22 protein-coding genes are annotated in these 20,991 nt (G+C 74.0%); 12 read left to right on the forward strand and 10 right to left on the reverse strand.

Annotated features, from left to right (window positions below; genetic code table 11):
* Positions 1-598 precede the first annotated feature (598 nt).
* On the reverse strand, positions 599-1,060 hold the full coding sequence (locus GA0070216_RS17500; protein ID WP_091247081.1) for a septum formation initiator: 462 nt from the start codon (positions 1,058-1,060) through the stop codon (positions 599-601).
* Positions 1,061-1,276: 216 nt separating this feature from the next.
* Here GA0070216_RS17500 and GA0070216_RS17505 point away from each other — a divergent pair, with 216 nt between their 5' ends.
* Together GA0070216_RS17505 and GA0070216_RS17510 are read left to right on the forward strand one after the other, a co-directional pair.
* Positions 1,277-2,566, forward strand: coding sequence for a sensor histidine kinase (locus GA0070216_RS17505; RefSeq protein ID WP_091247083.1), 1,290 nt, complete (start codon positions 1,277-1,279; stop codon positions 2,564-2,566).
* Between the two features lie 87 nt (positions 2,567-2,653).
* On the forward strand, positions 2,654-3,145 hold the full coding sequence (locus GA0070216_RS17510; protein WP_091247085.1) for a PepSY domain-containing protein: 492 nt from the start codon (positions 2,654-2,656) through the stop codon (positions 3,143-3,145).
* 96 nt (positions 3,146-3,241) lie between these two features.
* Here GA0070216_RS17510 and GA0070216_RS17515 read toward each other — a convergent pair whose 3' ends face one another.
* On the reverse strand, positions 3,242-4,627 hold the full coding sequence (locus GA0070216_RS17515; protein ID WP_176739014.1) for an outer membrane protein assembly factor BamB family protein: 1,386 nt from the start codon (positions 4,625-4,627) through the stop codon (positions 3,242-3,244).
* A gap of 227 nt (positions 4,628-4,854) precedes the next feature.
* Here GA0070216_RS17515 and GA0070216_RS17520 point away from each other — a divergent pair, with 227 nt between their 5' ends.
* Together GA0070216_RS17520 and GA0070216_RS17525 are read left to right on the forward strand one after the other, a co-directional pair.
* Positions 4,855-5,055: a hypothetical protein gene (locus GA0070216_RS17520; RefSeq protein ID WP_091247091.1), complete on the forward strand. Its 201-nt coding sequence runs from the start codon at positions 4,855-4,857 to the stop codon at positions 5,053-5,055.
* Positions 5,052-5,789: an isocitrate lyase/PEP mutase family protein gene (locus GA0070216_RS17525; RefSeq protein WP_091247093.1), complete on the forward strand. Its 738-nt coding sequence runs from the start codon at positions 5,052-5,054 to the stop codon at positions 5,787-5,789. Before GA0070216_RS17520 ends, GA0070216_RS17525 begins: the two co-directional genes overlap by 4 nt.
* A gap of 63 nt (positions 5,790-5,852) precedes the next feature.
* Here GA0070216_RS17525 and GA0070216_RS17530 read toward each other — a convergent pair whose 3' ends face one another.
* Entirely contained in the window at positions 5,853-6,293 is a 441-nt protein-coding gene (locus tag GA0070216_RS17530) for a hypothetical protein (RefSeq protein ID WP_091247095.1), read from the reverse strand.
* A gap of 134 nt (positions 6,294-6,427) precedes the next feature.
* On the opposite strand from GA0070216_RS17530, the gene GA0070216_RS17535 reads away from it, so the two are divergent.
* The 6 genes from GA0070216_RS17535 (at position 6,428) to GA0070216_RS17560 (ending at position 11,313) form a co-directional block, all read left to right on the forward strand.
* Entirely contained in the window at positions 6,428-6,937 is a 510-nt protein-coding gene (locus GA0070216_RS17535) for an O-acetyl-ADP-ribose deacetylase (RefSeq protein WP_091247098.1), read from the forward strand.
* 151 nt (positions 6,938-7,088) lie between these two features.
* Positions 7,089-7,658, forward strand: a complete 570-nt coding sequence (locus GA0070216_RS17540; RefSeq protein WP_218108226.1) for an RNA polymerase sigma factor — start codon at positions 7,089-7,091, stop codon at positions 7,656-7,658.
* Entirely contained in the window at positions 7,655-8,458 is an 804-nt protein-coding gene (locus tag GA0070216_RS17545) for a cupin domain-containing protein (protein ID WP_091247100.1), read from the forward strand. Before GA0070216_RS17540 ends, GA0070216_RS17545 begins: the two co-directional genes overlap by 4 nt.
* A 76-nt stretch (positions 8,459-8,534) precedes the next feature.
* The gene (locus GA0070216_RS17550; protein WP_091247101.1) at positions 8,535-9,335 is read left to right on the forward strand and encodes an ABC transporter ATP-binding protein; all 801 of its coding nucleotides are present in this window, start codon (positions 8,535-8,537) and stop codon (positions 9,333-9,335) included.
* A 53-nt stretch (positions 9,336-9,388) separates the two neighbouring features.
* Positions 9,389-10,726: a hypothetical protein gene (locus GA0070216_RS17555; protein ID WP_091247104.1), complete on the forward strand. Its 1,338-nt coding sequence runs from the start codon at positions 9,389-9,391 to the stop codon at positions 10,724-10,726.
* The gene (locus GA0070216_RS17560; protein ID WP_091247106.1) at positions 10,723-11,313 is read left to right on the forward strand and encodes a hypothetical protein; all 591 of its coding nucleotides are present in this window, start codon (positions 10,723-10,725) and stop codon (positions 11,311-11,313) included. Before GA0070216_RS17555 ends, GA0070216_RS17560 begins: the two co-directional genes overlap by 4 nt.
* A 118-nt stretch (positions 11,314-11,431) precedes the next feature.
* Here GA0070216_RS17560 and GA0070216_RS17565 read toward each other — a convergent pair whose 3' ends face one another.
* The 3 genes from GA0070216_RS17565 to GA0070216_RS17575 form a co-directional block, all read right to left on the reverse strand.
* The gene (locus tag GA0070216_RS17565; RefSeq protein WP_091247108.1) at positions 11,432-12,274 is read right to left on the reverse strand and encodes an AfsR/SARP family transcriptional regulator; all 843 of its coding nucleotides are present in this window, start codon (positions 12,272-12,274) and stop codon (positions 11,432-11,434) included.
* A gap of 473 nt (positions 12,275-12,747) precedes the next feature.
* A complete protein-coding gene (locus GA0070216_RS17570) occupies positions 12,748-14,106 on the reverse strand; it encodes an FAD-dependent oxidoreductase (protein WP_091247110.1) in 1,359 nt (452 codons plus the stop codon).
* Positions 14,070-14,651 (reverse strand): 4'-phosphopantetheinyl transferase family protein, encoded by a 582-nt coding sequence (locus GA0070216_RS17575; RefSeq protein ID WP_141723123.1) that lies wholly within the window; start codon positions 14,649-14,651, stop codon positions 14,070-14,072. The genes GA0070216_RS17570 and GA0070216_RS17575 overlap by 37 nt, the downstream gene beginning before the upstream one ends.
* Before the next feature lie 404 nt (positions 14,652-15,055).
* Between GA0070216_RS17575 and GA0070216_RS17580 the strand changes: the two genes are divergently transcribed.
* Complete coding sequence (locus GA0070216_RS17580) at positions 15,056-16,075, forward strand: methyltransferase (RefSeq protein WP_091247114.1); 1,020 nt, start codon at positions 15,056-15,058, stop codon at positions 16,073-16,075.
* A 48-nt stretch (positions 16,076-16,123) separates the two neighbouring features.
* Here the strand turns inward: GA0070216_RS17580 and GA0070216_RS17585 are convergent, their stop codons facing one another.
* Genes GA0070216_RS17585 through GA0070216_RS17600 form a run of 4 tightly spaced genes read right to left on the reverse strand, consistent with a single transcriptional unit; the run spans position 16,124 to position 20,241 of the window.
* Positions 16,124-17,059 carry an acyl-CoA thioesterase domain-containing protein gene (locus GA0070216_RS17585; protein WP_091247117.1) on the reverse strand — a complete coding sequence of 312 codons (936 nt, stop codon included), beginning with the start codon at positions 17,057-17,059 and terminating at the stop codon, positions 16,124-16,126.
* On the reverse strand, positions 17,056-18,315 hold the full coding sequence (locus tag GA0070216_RS17590) for a glycosyltransferase (protein ID WP_091247119.1): 1,260 nt from the start codon (positions 18,313-18,315) through the stop codon (positions 17,056-17,058). Before GA0070216_RS17590 ends, GA0070216_RS17585 begins: the two co-directional genes overlap by 4 nt.
* The gene (locus tag GA0070216_RS17595; RefSeq protein ID WP_091247386.1) at positions 18,278-19,210 is read right to left on the reverse strand and encodes an SDR family oxidoreductase; all 933 of its coding nucleotides are present in this window, start codon (positions 19,208-19,210) and stop codon (positions 18,278-18,280) included. The genes GA0070216_RS17590 and GA0070216_RS17595 overlap by 38 nt, the downstream gene beginning before the upstream one ends.
* Positions 19,207-20,241 carry a ketoacyl-ACP synthase III family protein gene (locus GA0070216_RS17600; protein WP_091247121.1) on the reverse strand — a complete coding sequence of 345 codons (1,035 nt, stop codon included), beginning with the start codon at positions 20,239-20,241 and terminating at the stop codon, positions 19,207-19,209. Before GA0070216_RS17600 ends, GA0070216_RS17595 begins: the two co-directional genes overlap by 4 nt.
* A gap of 465 nt (positions 20,242-20,706) precedes the next feature.
* Between GA0070216_RS17600 and GA0070216_RS17605 the strand changes: the two genes are divergently transcribed.
* Entirely contained in the window at positions 20,707-20,985 is a 279-nt protein-coding gene (locus GA0070216_RS17605; RefSeq protein ID WP_091247124.1) for a phosphopantetheine-binding protein, read from the forward strand.
* The last annotated feature ends 6 nt before the right edge of the window (positions 20,986-20,991 follow it).

Consider the following 20,991-nt stretch of genomic DNA (forward strand, 5'->3'; position numbering starts at 1 on the left):
CCGCGTGACGGTCCTGGGACGCCCCCGGCACGCGCCGCGGTCCGGGGAAGGAATTGGTCGATCACGTGATCTGGCCTCTCTGGGGTCGGACCGCGGACTGATGTCGTCCGGGTGTCATCGGCAACGGAGAACGACAGGGGCACCCCCGATCGGGGCCGGCCCCGGTGGAGCGGCACCAGCGGTCGTGCCCACCCGTACCGCGACACCCGGGCCCGGGTGTCGCGGTACGACCGACAGCCACGCTCCCCCGAGCCGCCCATGCCGGGGCGACCCTTCGGTGGTCGACCGGACCCACCGGTTGCCGCCGGGGGCCGGGTGCCGCAGGTGCATCACCGCCGCTGCGGGGTGCACCTTGTTAGCGTTAACAGCAGTACATCCGGCTCCATCCCCGGGACCTCGCGGCCCGGTGTGGGTGACGTGCCGAACGAGCAGCTCCAGAGCGCCTTCAGGGGCACTGCCGAAGTGTTCCAGTTGTTACGTACGCATTGCAGACAAGTGTTAGCGATCGCATCTGGAGTGTCAAGGCATCGAAGAACCTCGTCGCATCGAGGACCCGGCCCCGCCTGACCGAGGACCTGCCGCAGGCCCGGGAGGCAGCTCAGTCGCCGTCCCCCGGGCGGGCCACCGGCTCGCCGCCGATGCAGCCGACCTTCACCTCGAACTCCCCCGCCGGGCCGGCGAAGGTCACCTCGGCGTCGTCGTCCGGCCCCCGGTCCACGTCCTTCACCCGGTAGTCCTGTGCCGGCGCCCAGGAGACCAGCCGCACGTCGGCCCCCACGCACTCGGCGACGGCCGTACCCCCCGGGGTGGCGAAGCTGCGGCGCAGGCCCGGTGTCGCTGCGGCGGCGCCCGGCGGGGACGTCGACCCGGAGCCCGCCGGGCTCGGCGACGCCGGCACCGGGGCCGCCAGGGCCCGCTCGACCTCGGCCTGGCTGCGCACCCCACCGGGGGTGCCGGTGATGCTCTCGCCGACCAACCGGATCGCGGCCACCCCGATCAGGGTGGCGACCACGGCGGCGGCCAACCAGCCGGCGGTGGCGAGAAGCGTGCGACGACCCATGCCCCGACTATGCCGGATCGGCGGCTAAGCCCCGCACGGCAGGAGGATAAGCGAGGGTTAACGAGTGACCCGCAGGCCAGGGGGACCGGCTAGCCTGCCTAGCGGTGGTATACCTGCTCCGCGCCGGTGCCGGTGACGCTCAACGGGCCGACGCCGCGTCGCCCACGCCCCGTGCGGTCGCCGGGCGTGGCGGAGCGCTCCCGGACAGGAGGACGGATGAGACGGCGGTTGGCGCTCCTGGTCGCGGCGACCACCTGCCTGACCTTGGTCGCCTTCCTGGTGCCGCTGGCGCTGCTGGTGCGCACTGTTGCCGAGGACCGGGCCACCGTCCGGGCCACCGCCGACGTGCAGGGGCTGGTGCCGGTGGTCGGCACCGCCGACACCGCGACGATCCGGTTGACCGTGGAGCAGCTCACCGCCGAGTCGGGCCGACCGGTCAGCGTCTATCTGCCCGACGGCACGGTGCTCGGCGCGCAGGAGCCGCGTACCGCCGCGGTGGCCCTCGCCGCCCGGGGCCAGAGCCTCACCGCGGAGCTGGACGGCGGTCGGGAGATCGTGATCGCGGTGCAGGGCCGGCCCGACGGCACCGGCGTGATCCGCACCGTGGTCCCCCGGGCCGACGTCACCGCCGGGGTGGCCCGCGCCTGGCTGGTGCTGGCCGCGCTCGGCATCGTGCTCGTGCTGCTCGGCCTCGCCGTCGCCGACCGGCTGGCCCGGACCCTGGTCCGGCCGATCACCGAACTCTCCTCGGTCTCGCACCGGCTGGCCAACGCCGAGCTGACCGCCCGCGCCGAACCGGCCGGTCCGCCGGAACTGCGCGAGGTCGCCGGTGCGCTCAACCACCTGGCCGCCCGGATCCAGGTGCTGCTGCGCGAGGAACGCGAGCAGGTGGCGGACCTGTCGCACCGGTTGCGCACACCGCTGACCTCGTTGCGGCTGGAGGCGGAGTCGCTGCGCGACCCGGACGACGCGGCCCGGGTGGCGGCGGCCGTGGACGGGCTGGAACGGGCGGTCACCGGCCTGATCCGGCAGGCCCGCTGGCGCAGCGGCCCGGCCGACACCGGTTCCGGCACGGTCACCGCCGACGCCGCCGCGATCGTGGGCGAACGGGTCGCCTTCTGGTCGGTGCTCGCCGAGGACACCGGCCGCACGGTCACCCTCGACCTGGCGGCCGGACCGTTGCCGGTCGCGGTGCCCGCCGACGAGCTGGCCGCGGCCGTGGACGCCCTGTTGGGCAACGTCTTCGCGCACACCCCCGACGGCACCGGGTTCACCGTCCGGTTGACCCGGGAGGCGGCCGGCGCGGTGCTGTCCGTCTCCGACGCGGGGCCGGGAATTCCAGCCGGCCTGATCGCGCGGGGCGCCAGCCGGGCCGGCTCGACCGGGCTCGGTCTGGACATCGCCCGGCGCGCCGCGCAGGCCAGCGGCGGCCGGCTCGACCTGGGTGCCGGCGCGGCGGGCGGCGCGGTCGTGACGCTCCGGTTCGGACCGGCCGCAACGTCTTAACCGGGCCTTAGCATTGGCACAGCGCGCCGCTATCCGCCGCCGGGGCAAGCTCGCTGCAACAACCGAGAAACCCCGGAGGTACGCACCATGAAGCGCACATCCCTGCTCCTGGCGGCAGCCGGCGGTGCCGTCGTCCTCGCCGTCACCGGCACGGCGCTCGGCGTGTCCGCCGCAGAACGGGCACCGGTCGCCACGCCCACCGCCGAGACGACCGCTCCCGCCCCGGTCGACCCGAGTGCCGCCGCCCCGACGCCCGGCACGCCGACGACCGGGACGCCGGCCCCGGGTGGCAGCACCGCCCCGGCCACCGACGATGCGGTCAGCCAGCAGCGGGCCGGCGAGATCGCACTGGCCAAGGCCGGTGGTGGTCAGATCACCGAGATCGAGCGCGAGCGGGAGAACGGCCGCCCGGTCTGGAGCGTGGAGATCATCAACGGCGGCACCGAGCACGAGGTCGAGGTCGACCGGGAGAACGGCACCGTCGTGAAGTCCGAGCAGGAGAAGGCGGACGACGACGACAGGTCCGGCAAGGACAACGACGACGACGATGACGACTCGGACGACGGCGACGACGACTGACCGGTCGGCCGACTGAGCAACCGCACCACGGCAGTGAGCTGAGTGCCCCGGCGGATTCCGCCGGGGCACGTCGCTGTCCGGTGCCGGCCGGCCGGTTCAGAAGGTGTGCAGGTCCACCGCGAGGCCGCCGGCACCGGAGTGGCTGACCGCGACCCAGTCCCTGCCGGCCCCGGCGAGCCAGCCCGGATAGCGGCCGAGCTGACGGCCGGTGCCCACCTCGTACACGAGCACCTGCGGTCGGTCGTCCTCGGCGCCGCTGACCGCCACCAGCCCGGCGGTCACCGCCGACCGCCAGCTCGCCGAGGTGCCGGCCAACCCCGGGTCCGGCGCGGTCCAGCGGGACGCGCCGGTGGCCAGGTCGAGCAACGCCAACTCCCCCGCGTCGGCCTTGCCGCGCACCAGCACCGACCGGTCGTCACCATCGATCGGTACGCCGGCGACGGCACCCTTCCAGACCGTCGCGCCGGTACGCAGGTCGACCAGTTGCGGTCGCTCGTCGGCGGTGACCGCGACGAGCCGGGTGCCGCTCCCGATCAGGGTCTGCCCGTTGCGGTCGTGGGCCAGCCGCTTGGCGCACTCGCCGTCCTCCCGGCGTCCGCTGTAAACCGCGCCGGACCAGCCGCGGGCTCCGGTGGCCGTGTGGACGCTGGCGATGCTGACCGTGCAGCGCCGGTCACCCTTCGGCGGATCGTTGTCGGTGCTCACCAGCAGGTCACCGGCGACGAACCCGTACCAGGCCCGGTTCGGCAACCGGCCGGCGCCGGTCCGGCCGGTGGTCGGGGCGACGGGGGTGTAGGTGGCCGGCCGGTCGGAGGTGCTGAGCCGTACCGCGACGTACCGGCCGGCGGCCGGCGCGTACGGCGTGCGCGCGCCGAGGGCCACGTCGCTCACCCGGGCGAACCGGTCGGAGGGCAGTTTCCACAGTTGCCGGCCGCTCTGCACGTCCCGGCCGATGATCGCGCAGGTCGCCGCCCTGCCGGTGCCGGCGCATTCCCTGGCGTAGACGGCCTGCGCGTCGACGACGACGTCCTGGCTCTCCGCCGCCCGCCACCGGGTGACGCCGGTGGCCGCGTCGAGCACCTCCACGCCGCCGTCGTCGTTGTCACTGGCCACGATCGACCCGCCGGCGATCACGTAGCGGTAGCCGGTGGTGAACGGATGACGCCACCGGTCCTGCCCGGTGGCGCGGTCCACGGCGCGTAGTTCCCGCTCGTCGGGGACGACGATGAGCTGCCCGGTCGCACCCAACTCCTGGTCCAGCCGCCGGACCGGTGCCGACCAGGCCGGCCGGGGGCCGTCCGTGCCGGGCGAGGTGGTGCCGTCGCGCAGGCTCTCCTGAGTTTCCTCGATCGGGGTCTCCTCGACCCGCACAGGCGGCCGCTGCGCCCGCTCGGCCCGGGGCGCGGTGCAGCCGAGAAGCGCGAGGACCAGGCTCAGTGCCACGGCGATGCGCCAACGGGCGGGTCGGTGTGACGGCGACAACGGTCTTCTCCCTCGATCGGCGGTCAGAGCCGCCACCCTAGGCCCCGGACGCACACCCCGCCCGTCGATCTCCGGTGACCAGGCGTGGCAGTCGGGCGGCGCGGGGCAGCGGGTCGTCCGCGGCTCGTCGGCCGGCGACACCAGCTCCGAGCCGGCCCCTCGCCCCCCCCCTGCCGGCCGGGTCCGCTCGACCGGCACCGCGCGGTGCGGGTCGTAGGGTTCACCACATGCCGATCAGCTGTCCCGACGCCGTCCTGAACGACTCTCTGTCCGTGCCGCCGCCCGCCCCGGCGGCGGCGCGGACCACGGTCGGCGACCTGCCGGGCGAGGTGGTGCGGGTGCGCGGGGCCGGTGAGCCGACCTCCGGGGCCGGGCCGCGTCCCGACGGGAAGCACGTCCCCGCCCTCGTCGGCGGCGGCCGGGCATGAGGGACTTCGCCGCACTCCACCGCACCGGCGATCCGCTGGTCCTGCCGAACGTGTGGGATGTCGCCTCGGCCCGCGGCCTGGTCGACGCCGGCTTCCCGGCGCTCGGTACGACCAGCCTCGGCGTCGCGGCCGCCCACGGTCTGCCCGACGGGGTCCGCGCCGCCGACGCCCACACCCTGCGCCTCACCCGCAGCCTGGTGACGCTCCCGGTCGACATCACCGTCGACATCGAGACCGGCTCGGTCGACGCCGCGGTCGCGGTGGCGCAGGCGGGTGCCGTCGGCGTGAACATGGAGGACGCCATGGGTCCGGCGCAGGCGCACGCCACGCTGATCCGCTCGGTGAAGCGGGAGGTCCCGCACCTGTTCGTCAACGCCCGGACCGACACCCACTGGCAGCGTCGCGGCGACCTGACCGAGACCCTGCGCCGGGTGCGGCATTACGCCGACGCCGGTGCCGACGGCGTGTTCGTTCCCGGCCTGGCGGAGCCCGCCGACATCGCCGCCGTCGTGGCGGCCGTCGACGTCCCGGTCAACGTCCTCTTCCTGCCCGGACGGCACACCGTCGCCGCCCTGACCGAGCTCGGTGTACGGCGGATCAGCACCGGTTCCCTGCTCTTCCGCGCCGCGCTCGCCGCCTCGGTGGAGGCGGCCCTGGCCGTCCGCGACGGCCATCCGGTGCGCGGGAACCTGCCCTCCTACGCGCAGGTCAACAGCGCGCCCGGAGCGCCCTGACGGCAACGGCGTCGGGCGGCGCACCCACCGGACGGGCGGGCGACCCGCCGACCGGGCCACCGGTCAACGGCGGCGGGTGGCCAGGGCGACGAGGTACTGTCCGCCGCCCTGCTCGACGCTGGCGGTGACCGGCAACCCGGGCGCCAGCCGGGAGAACCGGTCGACCAGCCAGTCGGCCGTCTCCTGGGCGTCCCTCCTGCTGGGGCAGCGGGCGACCAGCTCACGGCCACCCTTGCGTTCGAGCCGCTCGGCGACGGCGACCAGCGGCGCGGGTTCCACCACGTGCAGCCGGTCCGGCCAGGCGATGACCACCTTGACCGCGCCCTTGCGGGTGTTGCAGGCGCGGTGGGCGAGCCGCTCGACGACCTTGGCCTTCCGGTCGGCGGTCCGGCTGTCGACGCTGGGACCCCGGGGGTCGTTCACCGACCTGTCGGCGTCGACCGGCTCGTCGCACACCCAGCACCGCCAACCGTCGCGCCGGGCGACGTCATCGAGGAGACTCATCCGAGCAAACTAGCGCGGGTCAGCCCTCGCCGGCCCGCAGCCCCGACCACGGCGGCCCGGCGGGAGCGCCGGACGGCACCGGTGGCGGACGGGCGACCCGGCGGGACTTCGCCCTGATGTGTCAGGATTGTGCGATGGCAGTGATCGAGGTCGTCAAGGGTGACATCACGCGGGAGAACGTGGACGCCATCGTCACCGCCGCGAACGAGTCCCTGCTGGGTGGTGGCGGTGTCGACGGCGCGATCCACCGTGCCGCCGGGCCCCGCCTGGCCCGCGCCGGGGGTGCGGTCGGCCCCTGCCCGCCGGGCGAGGCGATGCCGACCCCGGCATTCGACCTCGACCCGCCCGTGCGGCACGTCATCCACACCGTCGGGCCAGTCTGGGAAGGCGGCGGCCACGGCGAAGCCGAGACCCTGGCCTCCTGCTACCGCCGCAGCCTGCAGGTCGCCGACACCCTCGACGCCCGCACCGTCGCCATCCCCGCCATCGCCACCGGTGTCTACGGCTACCCGCCTGACCAGGCCGCCCGCATCGCCGTCGCGACCATCAGGTCCACCACGACGAGACTCGAACGGATCCGACTCGTCGCCTTCGACGACGACACCCACGCCCACCTGCGGGCCGCGCTGACAGCGGCCGGATGACCCGCCCGGACCGCCCGCCGGCCGGGACCGGTGAGCGGGTCCTCCCCCATCACGGGTGGCCGGACCGCCCCGCACCGGCCCCGATCTTGAGTGTGATGGCGATCACACGAAAGCGGGACCCGGTCCGGGTGGACCCGTCGTCTTACCGGGTGTGAGAACAGACCTGGACGCGGCCGACGAGGGCGAACTCGTACGACGCGTCGCCCGGGGAGACAGGCGGGCGTTCGACGAGCTCTACCGGCGTACCGCGCCGTGGTTGGAGGTGCGCCTGCGTCGCCGCTGCGCCGACCCCGACATCGTCGCCGAGGTGCTCCAGGACACCTACCTGGCGGTCTGGCGGGCGGCGGGCAGCTTCGCCGGCAGCCGGGCCAGGGACAGCGGCGGGGCGCAGGGCAGCGCCGTGGGCTGGCTGTGGACCATCGCCGCCCACCGCCTGGTCGACGCGTTCCGCCACCGGGCGCGCAAGGGCAAGGTGCCGCAGATGGAGCTGACGCCGAGCACGGCACCCGCCGCCGAGGACGAGGTGATGGCCGCCCGGATCGGCCAGGAGCTGGAGCAGGCCCTACTCGTCCTGCCCCCCGAGGTCCGGGCCGCGTTGCGGGCCACCGTCCTCGACGGGCTCTCCTCGCGCGAGGCGTCGGTACTGCTGGGCGTACCGGAGAACACCGTGAAGTCCCGCGTCCGCCGAGCCCGGATCGCCCTACGGGAGGCGCTGTCATGACCACCCATCCCAGCCTGACCCAGATCGACCGCTACGCCGCCGGGGATCCTGCTCTCGACGAACCCGGCGTCTGGGCGATCGAGGTGCACCTTGAGGACTGCGCCGACTGCCGGGCCCGGCTGGCCGGCAGCACCACCGTGGCGAGCCGGGCCGTGATCGACCAGGTCGCGCTGGTGCTGGACCGCGAGATCGCGACAGCGCCGGCTCCCGCCCGCCGTGGCCGGTCCTGGTCGGTGCTACGCCACCGCTGGTTCGTCGGCACCCTGCTGCCCTGGCTGGCGATGACCGGCACGGTGCTCGTGTGTGCCGCCCTGCTCGGCGCGCTGTGGGTCGGGCTCCCCTCGCTGGTACTGCTCATCGCCCCACTGGCTCCGCTGCCCGGGGTGGCCGTCGCCTGGCACCGTCGGGCCGACCCGGCCTGGGAACTGATCGCCACCACGCCCGCCGCCGGCCTGACGATGCTGCTGCGGCGTACGGCTGCGGTGTTGGCATTCGTCATTCCCGCGCTCGCGGTGGTCGGTGCCGGCACCGGGCTGTCGTTGGCCCTGATGCTGCTGCCCTGCCTGGCGTTCACCGCCGCCACGCTCCTGCTGGGCACCCTCGTCGGGGTACGCCGCGCCGCGATCGGACTGATCGCGGTCTGGACGCTCGCGGTGATCGCCCCCAGCGTCATCGCCGCCCGGCTGCCGGTGGTGCTGTCGGCGCAGAGCGCCCGCAGTTGGGCGCTGGCGACGGTGCTCCTGACCATCATGGCCCTCCTGCGGGTCAACGGATTCCGGCGGCTCTCCCACCACGAGTAGCCCCCGCCCACGTCACACGCCCACCCGGGCCCTACCACCATGCCGCCTTTCGGCGATCACTGAAGGAGATACGACGATGCGTGCCGTGAGCGCGGTCGAGACGACCGCCACCACCCATCCCTGGGCGATCCACGCGGAGGGCCTCCAGGTCCGGGCCGGTCGGCACCTGGCCGTCAACGGCCTCGACCTGGCCCTGGGCACCGGTGTGCACGGGCTGCTCGGCCCGAACGGCGCGGGGAAGACCACGCTGATGCGCGCCCTGGCGACCGTCGTGGCCCCGGCCGGCGGCCGGTTGGCGCTGCTCGGGCACCCGGTCGACGGCCGCGCCGAGCTGCGACCGGTACGCCGTGACCTGGGTTACCTGCCGCAGCATTTCGGCTACTACCCACGGTTCACGGTGCGCGAGTTCGTCGGGTACATGGCCTGGCTCAAGGAGATGCCCACGTCCGCCCTGCCGGAGGCGGTACAGCGGGCCATCGACCGGGTCGGGCTCACCGCCAGGGCCGACGCCCGGCTCAAGACGCTCTCCGGCGGCATGCTGCGTCGGGCCGGCATCGCCCAGGCCATCGTCAACGACCCGCGGCTGCTGCTGCTCGACGAGCCGACCGTCGGTCTCGACCCGGAACAGCGACTCGATTTCCGTGAGCTGCTGCGGGACCTCGGCACCGACAGTTGCGTGCTGGTCTCCACCCACCTGGTCGAGGACGTGGCGGCGGCCTGCACCGACGTCGTGCTGGTGAACGAGGGCCGCCTGGTGTGGCGGGGCACCCCCGAGGTGCTCGCCGCGCAGGGCGACGCGAGCCACGCCGGCGACAGCCCGGCGGAGCGGGGCTATTCCGCGCTGCTGCGTCAGCACCGCGCGGAGGCCGCCCGATGAGCGGGCGAGTCGTCCACGCCGCCCCGCGGCCCGAAGGAAAGCGGAGAGCCCGGATGAGCATCATGGGAATCGAACTGCGCCGCTCCGCCGCGCTCGGTGCCGCGTTGATCACGGTGGTGGTCGGGGTCGGCGCGCTGTACACGGCGACCGGCCGCTGGTCGAGTGGCTGGATGGCCCTGGCCCTGGCCATCCGGGAGTACCTGCTCCTGCTGTGGCCGCTGGCCCTCGCGGCCGGCGCCTGGCAGGGCCGCCGGGAGCACCGGGCGAAGGTCGGCGAACTGTTCGCCACCACCGCCCGGCCCCGCGCCGGGCGGATGCTGCCGGTGCTCGGCACGCTGGGCCTCACCCTCGCGATCGCCTACCTGTTGGTGACCGCGGCGGGCATCGCCTGGATCATCACCACCGCCTCGTACCTGCCCCTGCTGCACTTCGTCGTCGTCACCGCGGTCGGTGCGCTGTCGCTGGTCGCTGCGGCGTGGCTCGGACTGGGGATCGGGCGGCTGCTCCCCGCCCTGGTGACCGCCCCGGCGCTGGCGGTGGGCGGCATGCTGCTGGTCTTCTTCGTCACCATCGGGCCCTCGGACCGGGTGGCCGCGGCGATCTCTCCGGCCCACGGTTCCAGCCCGTTCCACGACTACCAGACGATCGACAACCGGGTCAGCGGCGCGTTGGCGATCTCGATGATCGCGCTCGCCGTCACCGGTCTGCTGTTGTTCGTCGCCGACGGCTGGCGGCTCCGGGCGATGGCGGTGCTGCCGGTGCTGCTCGGGTTCGTGGTGGCGATGACGGTCCTCCCGCACGACCGGGACGTGCTCAACTGGCCGGTCGACCCGGTCGCGCAGGAGCTGGTGTGCACCGACGACGCCCCGACGGTGTGCGTCAGCCGGGTCCACGCCAAGGTGCTCGACGCGGTGACCCCGCTGGGCCGGGAGGGTCTCACGGCGCTGGCGAAACTGCCGGACGCGCCGACCGTCGTGCACGAGGACACCCGCACCATCGGGTACGACCAGACCTGGCCGGCCGCCCGGGACGGTGTCGTCACGATCGAGGTCCGGATCGACGACCGGGGCCGGCTCGCCCACCCGGCCGCCGTGGTTCCCGAGATCGTCAGGAGGCTGGGCGTGCCGTACGACGGCAAGTGCAACCAGGGCGACGAGGTGGTCGAACGGGCGGCGGCCTACTGGCTCCTGGGCCGTGAGCCGCGGTCCGACGTGGGTGTGGTGCCCGGGATGATCGAGGAGGACCCCGGGACCAACCCCGAGGCGGTCAGCCTGTGGCGGGGTCTGCGTGACCTGCCCGAGGCGGAGGCGCTGGCCCGGGTCACGGCGGTCCGCGACGCCCTCCGGGCCTGCCAGGACCCCACCGGGATGTTGTCCCGGAGTGCCCGGTGACCTGGACGCTGCTCTACCTGCGGTCGCGACACGTACCCCTGGCCCTGGCCGCCGCCGTCGGCGGGGTGGCGGTGCTCTGGGCGCTGTACCTGGCCTTCGCCAAGGAGCGGGACGTCACCCCGATGATGGTCGTCCTGACCGTCCTGCTGATGGTCGCGGCGCTCGCGCCCACCCTCGCCGGCCCGGACGAGAACCTGGAGCGGACCGCGTCGGTGCGCTGGGCCTGGCGGCGGGCGGTGCACCTGCTCGCCGGCCTGCTGATCATCCTGGCGGTCCTGCTCGCCACCCGGCACACCGGCGCCCGGTTCGGACCGGTCGCGCTGGTGGTCCGCGACGCCGCCGGGCTGCTCGGCCTGACGGCGCTGTGCGCCACGGTGGTCGGCGCCGCCCGGTCCTGGTTCCTGCCGCTGGGCTGGACCACCATCGCGGCCGTCTACCCGCAGCCGGGCACCTGGGGAGCGGTCGCGACGTGGCAGGGCCAACCGCCCGACAGCCGGGCCGCCACGGTGGTGGCGGCGGTGCTCGCCATCGGTGGGCTGGTCGCCTATGCGGTCGCCGGCCCGGCCCGCCGGGACCCGTCCGAGTAGCCCGCGCCGGGCCGGCACGCCTCCCGCACTGCCGGTGGCGTGCCGGCCCGGGCCGGTCGAGCAGCGCGGCTGGGGCTGCGTCACCCGGTCGCTCACGGCGCGGAAGGTCGGCCGACGGCTACCGCACGCGGGCACGCTGGAGCACGAGGTGGTCGAGCAGTTGGGTCAGCCCGTCGTCGCGGGGGGCCACCTCCAGCGCCGGATCGTCCGCGAGGACCGCCTGTTGGAGCAGGTGCAACCGCTTGGACGGCTCCAGCCCCAGCTCCTCCACCATCGACGTACGCAGCCGGTGGAAGACCGCCAGGGCCTCCCGCCGCTGGCCGCTGCGGTGCAGCGCGACCATCAGCTGCGCGCACAGGTTCTCGTTCAGCCCGTGTTCGGCGATCAGCAGGGTGAGCTCGGCCAGCACGTCCTGGTGGTGACCGAGCCGCATCCGCGCCTCGATGCACTGTTCGAGGGTGTTGAGCCGGACCTGTTCCAGCGCCTTGAGCCGGGGCTCGGCCACGGTGCCGGCCCGCACGTCGGCCAGTGCCGGGCCACGCCAGAGCGCGCAGGCGCGTACCAACAGCGCCGCCGCGTCGACATTCTCGCCGGCCGCCAGGGCCCGTCGGCCGGCCGAGGCGAGCTGTTCGAACAGGCGCAGGTCGAACTCGTCGGCACCGACCCGCAGGGCATAGCCGCCGGGCACGGTGACCAGCACCCGCTTGGCCACCTCGGAGACCGGCACGCCGAGCAGGCCGGCGAAACACTTGCGGATCTGCAGGACGTACGTCTGGAGCGTCGTCAGCGCGCTGACCGGCGGGGACCCGCCCCACAGCTCCTGGATCAACGCGGAGACCTGGACGGTCTGGTCGGCGTTGAGGAGCAACAGGCCCAGCACACTGCGGGGCTTCGGGGCGGTCGGTGTGGCGACCGCCCCGGCGTGGGCGAGCACGAGCGGTCCCAGGATCTGGATTTCCATGGCCCCTCCCCCCGAGAGCGATCCGCCCTCTTGTCGACGTGCCGTTGCGGGGATCCGCATGAAAGCGACAGCCTTACCCATCACCATAGATAAGCGTCAGTCCCAAGCGGAATTCACGTCTTTTCGTACCGTGGTGGTACGAGGTTCGACTGAGAGGCTAGCCGGTTTTGGGGCGACCGTCGCAGATTGCTCAAGCCATCTTCGAGGACCGATGGAAAGCCTGAGGTCAGGCCGCTGAGAGAGGCCGAGACGACCGGCCCGGCGGGCCCACCGACCAGGCGCCGGACCGGCCGCCGCCCGGATTCCGCCCGCGACGGCACATCGGTTCGGCGGCACCCCGCACCGCCGTTCGGCAACACCCGCACCGAGTGACGGAACGCCCTTTTGGCCGTACATCCACACCATTGACGGCCTTCACTCAAAAGGGGTTGGTCGTCCGGAAGGCCCGGCTGCCGCGCCTCGGGCGAACGGGATCAGGGCCGGCGCAACGCGGCGGCGCCGACCCGCCAGAGGATGTCCGGACGGCGCAACCGCGCGGGCCCGGCCGCCAGGTTGACGACCTCCAGGAAGGCCCGGTGCACCACCTCGTCGGTCACGGTCGCGTGCTGGACCGCCTCGGCCAGGCCCCGGCGCAGCCGCCAGCCGAACGGCCGGGCGGCGGTCACGTGCGGCAGGTAACGGTCCTGCGCGGCGGAGAAGTCCCAGGCGTCGTCCACCACCGCCCGGACCCGCCGGAAGTACGCGTGCGCCGGCCCGTCCACCGCGCCGGGCTCGGCCAGCCACTCGGCCAGCGCGACCGCCTGGAGGGCCGCCACCGAGATGCCCTGGCCGTAGGTCGGGTTGAACGAGGCGACCGCGTCGCCGACCGCCACCAGGCCCGCCGGGAACCGGTCCAGCCGGTCGAACTCGCGGCGGACGCTGTCCGGGAAGCGGTGCACGTACACCTCGCTGGCCGGCTCGCACGCGTCCGGCAGCATCCGCAGCGGGGTGGCCGGGTTCGACCGGCAGCGGGCCAGGAACTCGCCCAGGTCCCGGCCCGGTCGCCGGTCGCCGTAACCGCTGACCAACGTCAGCCAGCGATCGCCCTCGACGGGGGTCATCGAGCTGGGCCCGTTACGCGCCCGGCTCGGCGTGTGGACCGAGTAGACCGCCACGTGGCCGGCCAGCCGCTGGCCGGGTTCCCGGTGGAACAGGCAGGTGGCGTAGCCGAGGTCCAGGGCCATCCGGCGCTTGTCCGGCGCGGGATAGCCGAGCCGACCGAGCCAGTCGGCCAACCGGCTGGACCGTCCGGTGGCGTCCACCACGAGCTGCGCGCCGTGCCGCTGCGCGTCGGTGCCGCCCGGCGGGCGGACCAGCGCGCCGTCCACCCGGCCGGCGGTCGCGGTGAGCCCGACGGCGGTGCCCCCGACCAGGGCCACGTTCGGCAGCGCCAGGACCCGCCGGCGGATGTGCCACTCCAGGAACGGACGGGACACGCTGACCACGCTGCCGCCGCGCACCGGGACCTTGGGCCGACCGTCGAGGAACCACTGCGCGCCACCGGGACCGCTACCGACCAGTTGGCCGCCCTCGCGCACCATCTGCCGGACGACGCCGGGCAGCAGCCGGTCGATGACGGTCCGGCCCCGGCCGAGCAGGGTGTGCGCCTGGCTGCCGTGCGGCGCGCCACGGCGGATCACCGGGGCGTCCGCCAACAGATCGGGCTCCACGATCCACACCTGGTCGGCGTGGTCGGCCAGGACCCGGGCGGCGATCATGCCGGCGACGCTGCCACCGAGGACGAGAGCGGTCTGCATCAGCGGCCGACGACCGACCGTGGGTGCCCGGAGCACGCCGACACGCTCGCGACCGCCAACACGTGGCCGGGCAGCTCCCGGTGGGTCACCAGGACCCCGGGAGCGTCGACGGCGGGCCGCCACGCGGGTGGTGCCGGCGGCGCGGTACGCCAGCGCAGCAGCCGGCCGCCGCGCAGCCCGGTGCCGTACACCTTGGCCACCGCCTCCTTGCCGGTCCACAGTGCCAGGAAGTCGACGCCGAGGCGGTCCGCCGGCCGGCCGCGCAGCCAGTCGGTGTCCTCGGGGGCGAACCACCGTCGGCTCAGACCGAGCGCGGGCAGCGGACGCACCTCCTCGACGTCGACGCCGACCGGTCCGATCCGGGACACCGCCACCGCGACCAGGCCACGGGTGTGACTGACGCTGGCGTGCCAGCCCGTGGCGACGCCGCGCAGCACCGGCCCGCCCGCCGCCGTGTGCTCCACCGCGATCGCGGCCGGCGGGGCACCGGCCATCGCCGCGGCCGTCTCGACGAGCAGCGCGCGGGCGGCGGGCCGCCCGTCGCCCGCCGTGCGGCGCAGCCGTACCACCAGGTCCGGCATCACCACGGCACGCCGTGCCGGCCGGGGACGACCCCGGGTGCCCGCCGGGTCCTCCGCCGCCCGTGACGACCCCGGGCGACGTGCGGCCCGGGCCGGGCGACTCCGACGGCACCCATTCAATCCCCCACCGCCCGCATTTTCGATAATTGTCAGGACACCCGGGTTAATGCGAGGATGACCCGGGCCGAATTGACGATACCGAGGCGTGGGTGGGCCCGGCCCGCACTTATCTCGACATTCACTAGAGGCTCGGTGGAGAACGATTATGCCGCGGCAGCGACAGGGCACGGAAGGACACTCCCCACCGCGACGGGAACCGACCGCACCGCCGTGGGGACCGTCCTCGGGGTGGGCCCGCTCGAGAGGCCCGGCCCCGGTCCGGTCCCTGGCGCAGGGAGGCGTCCGTGGCGCGTGACGACGAGTACTTCCGCAAGCGGCTGCTGAACGTCCTCTGTGCCACCTGGACGGCGCAGGCGTGCTCGGTCTTCGCCCTGCTCGGCCTGGCCGACCGGATCGCCGCGGGCACCACCGGCGGTGCCGAGCTGGCAGCGGCTGCCGGGCTGGACCCGGTCGCGCTGCGCCGGTTGCTCGCCGCGCTCGCCGACGCCGGCGTCCTGCGCCAGACCGGTCCGGACGACTTCGTCCTGTCCGGGATGGGGGAATACCTGCGCACCGACGTCCCCGGTTCGGTCCGCGACACGGCCGTCCTGTACGGCCAGGAGGTCTTCGCCTCGTTCGCCGGCCTGCTCGACACCGTACGCACCGGCCGGCCGGCGTTCACCGACCGCTTCGGTGAGCCCTTCTACCAGTACCTGGGCGGGCATCCGGAGCTGGCGGCGACGTTCAACGGGGCCATGTCCACCGCCCCGGAGCCGCCACCGCCACCCGCCCGGCTGTTCGACGACGCCCGTACCGTGGTGGACCTCGGCGGCGGCGACGGCGGCCTGCTCGCCGGTCTCCTCCGGGCCCGCCCCGAGCTGCGCGGAGTCCTCGTCGAGCTGCCCGAGGCCGCCGCCCGGGGACGCGCCCGGCTCGCCGCCGCCGGGGTCCTGGACCGGGTCGACATCGTCGTCGGCAGCTTCTTCGACCGGGTGCCCACCCACGGGGACCGGTACGTGCTGCGGCGGGTCCTGCACAACTGGAACGACGGGAACGTCGCCCGGGTGCTGGCCCGGGTGCGCGCGGCGATGCCGACCGGAGCGCGGCTGCTGGTGCTGGAGGAGCTGCTGCCGGCACAGCCGCAGCAGGCCGGGGCCGGCGCGGGCACCTGGGGAGCGCCCCGCAACCGGATCGTGGATCTGCTGATGCTGGTCCTCATGGAGGGGCGGGACCGCACCGCGGCGGAGTACGGCCGGCTCCTCGCCGACGCCGGCTTCGCCGTCGCGGGCGTCACCGACGGCGCGATCGAGGCGGTTCCGGTCTGAGGGCGGCGGTGGGCCGCCACCCCGGGGCGGACCCGTCGTTCCCCCGGCTCACCGGGCGGGCCGGGTCAGCAGCAGACCCTCCTGGGCCACCGTGGCCACCAGGTCGCCGTTGCGCGCGTACAGGCGTCCGGTCGCCAGGCCACGACCGGTGGCCGCCCACGGGCTGTCGCAGTCGTACAGCAGCCACTCGTCCGCCCGGCAGGGTCGGTGGAACCACACCGTGTGGTCGATGCTGACGCCGAGGTCACCCGGCCCCCATGCCGTCCCGTGCCCGGCCACCATCGCACTGAGCAGCAGGGGCAGATCCGAGATGAGCACCAGCGCGCCGGCGTGCAGCGACACGTCGTCGGGCAGCTTCCCGGCCACCCGCACCCAGGCCCGGCGGTACGCCTCGCCCGCCCGCTCCCCGTCCGCCTGTTCCCCGGGCGGCGGGCCGATGTACCTGGCGTCGAACGCGAAGAGCATCTGCTCCACGGCGGCCAACCGATCGGGCGCGTCGGCGAGCAGCCGGGCCAGGGTCGGCACCTCTTCCGGTGGCGGGACCTTGGGCGCTGGCCGCTCGTGCGCGAGCCCGGTGCCGGGATCATGGAACGAGGCGGTCAGGAAGAAGATCGGGGTGTCGCGTTGGATGGCGACCACCCGTCGGGTGGACATGGACGGGCCGTCCCGAAGGGTCTCGACCAGGTAGGTGACGGGCCTGCGGCTGTCGCCCGGCCGGGTGAAGTACGCGTGCAGCGAGTGCACCGGTCGACCGGGGCGCACGGTGTGCGCGGCGGCGGTCAGCGCCTGTGCGGCGATGAGCCCTCCGTACCGGCGGGTGGTTCCCCGCGCCGTGCCACGACCGGAGAACACCCCCGCGACGGGCACCAGTCGGCCCGTGGTGACCGTTGCGTCGGCGGGTTCGACAGTTGCCAGGTCGAGCAGCCCGACCACCTCCTCGACGGCCGCCCGGCCACGGTCGAGGGCGGTCGCTCCGCCGCTCATGCCGCGAGATACCTGTCGACCTCGTCGGCGGCGACGAGCGTGCCGTGGGGTTCCGCGCGTATCTGCTCGCCGAGCTGTGCCGCGCGCCGCCGGAGCGGATCGGTGGTCAGGCGGGACATGCCCGACCGCAGCACGTCCTCGGACAGCTCGGTGAACCGCACGTGCACACCGGCACCGAGCCGTTCCAACTGGCGGCCCCAGAACGGCTGGTCGGCGTAGGAGGAGCAGACCATCGTGGGGATGCCGGCGCGGACACCGGCGGCGGTGATGCTGGCGCTGCCGTGGTGCACCACCATGGCGCAGTGGGGCAGCACCAGGTCGTAGTCCACGTAGGGCACCACCCGCAGCTGCGGTGTCGAGGACGGCGCGACCCCGGACAGGCCCCAGCCCGTGGCCACCAGGGCACGCACACCCAGCGACCGGCAGGCCCGGCTGATCCCCGCCATCATCGCCGCCGGATCCGGCACGTGCGTGCTGCCGAACGTCAACAGGGCCGGCGGTTCGCCCGCCGCCAACCACCGCGCCAGCTCGGGATCGAGGGTGGACATGCCGGCGCGGTGCAGGTCGGCCGGGGTCAACCGGAGGTCACCGACGATCGGACGGTAGGCATCCCAGGTCAGGCCCGGCACCAGGGTGGGACTGTAGCCCTGCAGCTCCAGCGGTCGCCGCTGCTGCCTCGGGGGCGGCGGCATCGGAGGGAGCCCGAGCTGGCTGCGGAACTGGAACATCAGGTCGCGCCGGTACCGCCAGGCCCGCCGGGTGTAGTGCAGGTAGGTGGCCCGGTTCGCCGCGGCGGTCGGCAGCGGATCGGCAGCCACCAGCGGATGCGGCACCACGTCGTTCGGCCGGGCCGGTGTGAGGTCGTACGCGACGAGGGGGACGTCGTACGCCTCGGCCAGCGTCGCAGCCCACTGCTCGCTGACCACAGCGCAGACGATGGCCTCACAGCCGGCGGTGAACGTGATCGCCTCGTCGCCGAACTGGCGACCGTAGTCCCGGTACGCCTCGATCGTGAACTGGAGGAAGGAGTCGAGGTTGCTCATGGTGACCCACTCCCGGCCACGCTCGGACTGCATCATCGACTGCTGGTCCCACCCGACCGGCACCACGTCGAGCCCCAACTGTCGGGGCAGGTCAACCAGGTTCAGTGACGCCCCGACGCGTACCTCGTGGCCGTGGCGGGCCAGCTCGGCGGCGAGTGCCGTCAGCGGATAGACGTCACCGCGGCTGCCGAGCGCCAGGACGGCGATGCGCATCTTCGCTCCCCTCTGGTCCTCGGTGCGGCGTCGACGGCGTGGTCGACCCGTCGTCTCCGGTCAGGTCGGTGGAGAACGCGATCTGCTTCTGGTCCTCCAGTTCCGCCAGCCGCGCGGTCAGTCCGCGCCGGATCGTGGCGTACGCGTCGCTGCCGAGCGCGAGCCGCAGCGGGGCGGTCGGGCGGGTGGCGACGTCCACGATGGCGCCGGCCATCTTCGCCAGGTCGCCACGGCAGGACAGCCGACCGTCCTCGGCCCGGCGACGCAGGATCGCCGCCGGGGTGCCCGCGTAGGCGGGCGACGCGATGGTCACCTCCTTGCTCCGCCCGAAGAATCCGGTGCTCACGGTGCCGGGCTCGACGATCGTCACGCCGATCCCGAAGCCCTTCACCTCGGCGGCCAGCGACTCGAAGAAGCCCTCCACACCCCACTTGGTGGCGCAGTAGACGGCCGTGCCGGGTGACCCCCGTTGCCCGGCCATGCTCGAAATCTGGACGATCCGCCCGCCGCCCTGCGCCCGCAGGTGCGGCAGCACCGCCTGGGCCAGGTGGATGGGCCCGGTCAGGTTCGTGCGGATCTGCCGGTCGATCTGATCGCGGCCGGCCTCCTCGGCCGCGCCGACCAACGCGTACCCGGCGTTGCTGATCACCACGTCGATCCGGCCGAGCGCCCGGGCGGCGTCGTCGACCACCTGCCGGATCTGCTCCGGGTCGGTGACGTCCAGTCGGGCCGTCCACAGCGCCTGCGCCGAGGGCGGTCGCAGGTCCGCCAGGGCACGCGGGTCGCGGGCGGTGGCCGCCACCGTCTGCCCCCGGGCGAGCAGCTCGGTCACCAGCGCCCGGCCGAGACCGGCCGCGCTTCCGGTGACGATCCAGGTACGTGCGGGCGCGGTCATGCCCCGGCCCACGCCGGGACGTCCAGGATCTCCAGGACCGCGCAGGACAGGGTGGCCGGTGCGCCGCCGTAGAGCAGCAGGTGGTCACCGGCGGCGAGCTGCCCGGTGACCAGCAGGTGGTTGAGCGACAGCAACTGGTCGCTCGCGCCGGTGTGCCCGACGCCGCGCCCGAACTGCCAGGTGGTGCGCTCCATGGTGATGCCCAGCGGCTCCACCAGATCGTGCTGCACCATGTAGGCGGCGGAGTTCCCGCAGATGACCCGGGTCATGTCGACCAGCTTGCGGTCCGCCTCGTCCAGCGTCCGTTCGATCAGGTCGAGCCGGGCGCGGGTCCTGATCTCGGCGGCGTCGGTCAGCGACATCACGTTGTTGCGGAAGTACTCGGCACGTTCGCGCATGTCGATCGTGCGGCCCTGCGCCGCGAGCGGCGGATACAGCGGCTCGCCGCCCCGGTACAGCGGCTCCACCTCGGGCACGACGACGCTGCCCACGGCACGCAGCCGGGCGAAACCGGCGTCGCGGTCCAGCAGCAGCGCGCTGCCGGCGTCGCCCAGGATGAAGCCGGGCGCGGAGTTCCACCGGTCGATCAGCGGTGAGCCGAGGTTCTCCGCCGTGGTCACCAGCACCGGCCGGCCCGCCGCCGCGACGGCCAGGTGCCCGGCGGCGATCTCCAGCGCCGCGAACACGCCGTTGCAGCCCAACCGGACCTCGAACGCGGGGGCCGACGTGCCGACGACCTCCCGCTGGATGTACGGGCCGGGCAGCCACATCTCCGGGCCCTGGTGGTGGATGGACGCGTGCAGCACCAGGCCGATCCCGGCCGGGTCGACGGCGGCCCGCGTCAGCGCCTGACGGGCCGCGTGCACGGCCATCTCCGGCGGTGAGACGTCCCCGGCGACGCCGGCGCCGGTCAGCCGGTTCTCCAGGTAGGCGGCCGGGCTGTAGTCGCCGCGCCGGGCGGCCTGGCCGGCGTCCGTCACGGGCGGTTGGAAGACACCCAGCCCGGACAGGTAAACGTTGGTGATCTTCAACCGCGTCTCCCGAATCGGCCGGCCACGGCGTCACGTCCGCCTTTCGGAAGGACTTTAGTGGCCCCCCGGAGGGACGCGGCGCACGTCAACTCAACGCCCGACTGAGAACTGCTTGAGTCTCGCCACCGCTCCTGCTGCAGCACGCGCTGCGGCCACATACACCGCGTTGACCGACGCGAACAACCGCTGATAACTTCGGGCAACGCATTTCGGAAATATGTCGCCGACAGGCGTGCTGGCGCGACGGAAATCGGTGACGGGGTGCGGTGCCGTCGATTGACTCCAGCCTATTCATGGATAGCGGAGCCGTACCCGAGGTGGGTCGAACCTGTTCGACCGCCGGCCACACCCGCCCGGCCCCGGTCGCACGGCAGGGCCCCAAGCCGGTGACCGGCTCCACACCGGGACGTCGGGACGGTCCGCCGAAGACGACGACCCGCCGCCCGAGAGGAAGGTAGCTGCACCATGTCAGCCGACGATGTCTTGGCGTTCACCATCCAGGCGCTCCGGGAGATGAACTACTACACCGACGACACCGACGCCGACTCCATGCTCGGGCCGTCCGGCGTCGACCTCGACTCGCTCGCCGTGTCCGAACTCGCGCTGCGGGTCGAGGACCAGTTCGGCGTGACGTTCGACGACGACGACATCGAGACCCTGGCGATCATGACGCTGGGCGAGTTCGCCGCCGAGGTGGCCAAGCGGGCGGAGCTGATCCCGCAGGCCGACGCGGCACGCGGCTGACGGCGG

This window comes from Micromonospora matsumotoense (assembly GCF_900091525.1).
Lineage (GTDB): Bacteria > Actinomycetota > Actinomycetes > Mycobacteriales > Micromonosporaceae > Micromonospora > Micromonospora matsumotoensis.

Coding starts and splice junctions, on each gene's coding strand:
- GA0070216_RS17585 (WP_091247117.1), bottom strand. CDS start 17,059: ATGAGCGGCGGAGCGACCGCCCTCGACCGTGGCCGGGCGGCCGTCGAG.
- GA0070216_RS17565 (WP_091247108.1), bottom strand. CDS start 12,274: ATGGAAATCCAGATCCTGGGACCGCTCGTGCTCGCCCACGCCGGGGCG.
- GA0070216_RS17575 (WP_141723123.1), bottom strand. CDS start 14,651: ATGCCGGACCTGGTGGTACGGCTGCGCCGCACGGCGGGCGACGGGCGG.
- GA0070216_RS17545 (WP_091247100.1), top strand. CDS start 7,655: ATGACCACCCATCCCAGCCTGACCCAGATCGACCGCTACGCCGCCGGG.
- GA0070216_RS17525 (WP_091247093.1), top strand. CDS start 5,052: ATGAGGGACTTCGCCGCACTCCACCGCACCGGCGATCCGCTGGTCCTG.
- GA0070216_RS17505 (WP_091247083.1), top strand. CDS start 1,277: ATGAGACGGCGGTTGGCGCTCCTGGTCGCGGCGACCACCTGCCTGACC.
- GA0070216_RS17595 (WP_091247386.1), bottom strand. CDS start 19,210: ATGACCGCGCCCGCACGTACCTGGATCGTCACCGGAAGCGCGGCCGGT.
- GA0070216_RS17520 (WP_091247091.1), top strand. CDS start 4,855: ATGCCGATCAGCTGTCCCGACGCCGTCCTGAACGACTCTCTGTCCGTG.
- GA0070216_RS17550 (WP_091247101.1), top strand. CDS start 8,535: ATGCGTGCCGTGAGCGCGGTCGAGACGACCGCCACCACCCATCCCTGG.
- GA0070216_RS17530 (WP_091247095.1), bottom strand. CDS start 6,293: ATGAGTCTCCTCGATGACGTCGCCCGGCGCGACGGTTGGCGGTGCTGG.
- GA0070216_RS17590 (WP_091247119.1), bottom strand. CDS start 18,315: ATGCGCATCGCCGTCCTGGCGCTCGGCAGCCGCGGTGACGTCTATCCG.
- GA0070216_RS17605 (WP_091247124.1), top strand. CDS start 20,707: ATGTCAGCCGACGATGTCTTGGCGTTCACCATCCAGGCGCTCCGGGAG.
- GA0070216_RS17535 (WP_091247098.1), top strand. CDS start 6,428: ATGGCAGTGATCGAGGTCGTCAAGGGTGACATCACGCGGGAGAACGTG.
- GA0070216_RS17555 (WP_091247104.1), top strand. CDS start 9,389: ATGAGCATCATGGGAATCGAACTGCGCCGCTCCGCCGCGCTCGGTGCC.
- GA0070216_RS17500 (WP_091247081.1), bottom strand. CDS start 1,060: ATGGGTCGTCGCACGCTTCTCGCCACCGCCGGCTGGTTGGCCGCCGCC.
- GA0070216_RS17510 (WP_091247085.1), top strand. CDS start 2,654: ATGAAGCGCACATCCCTGCTCCTGGCGGCAGCCGGCGGTGCCGTCGTC.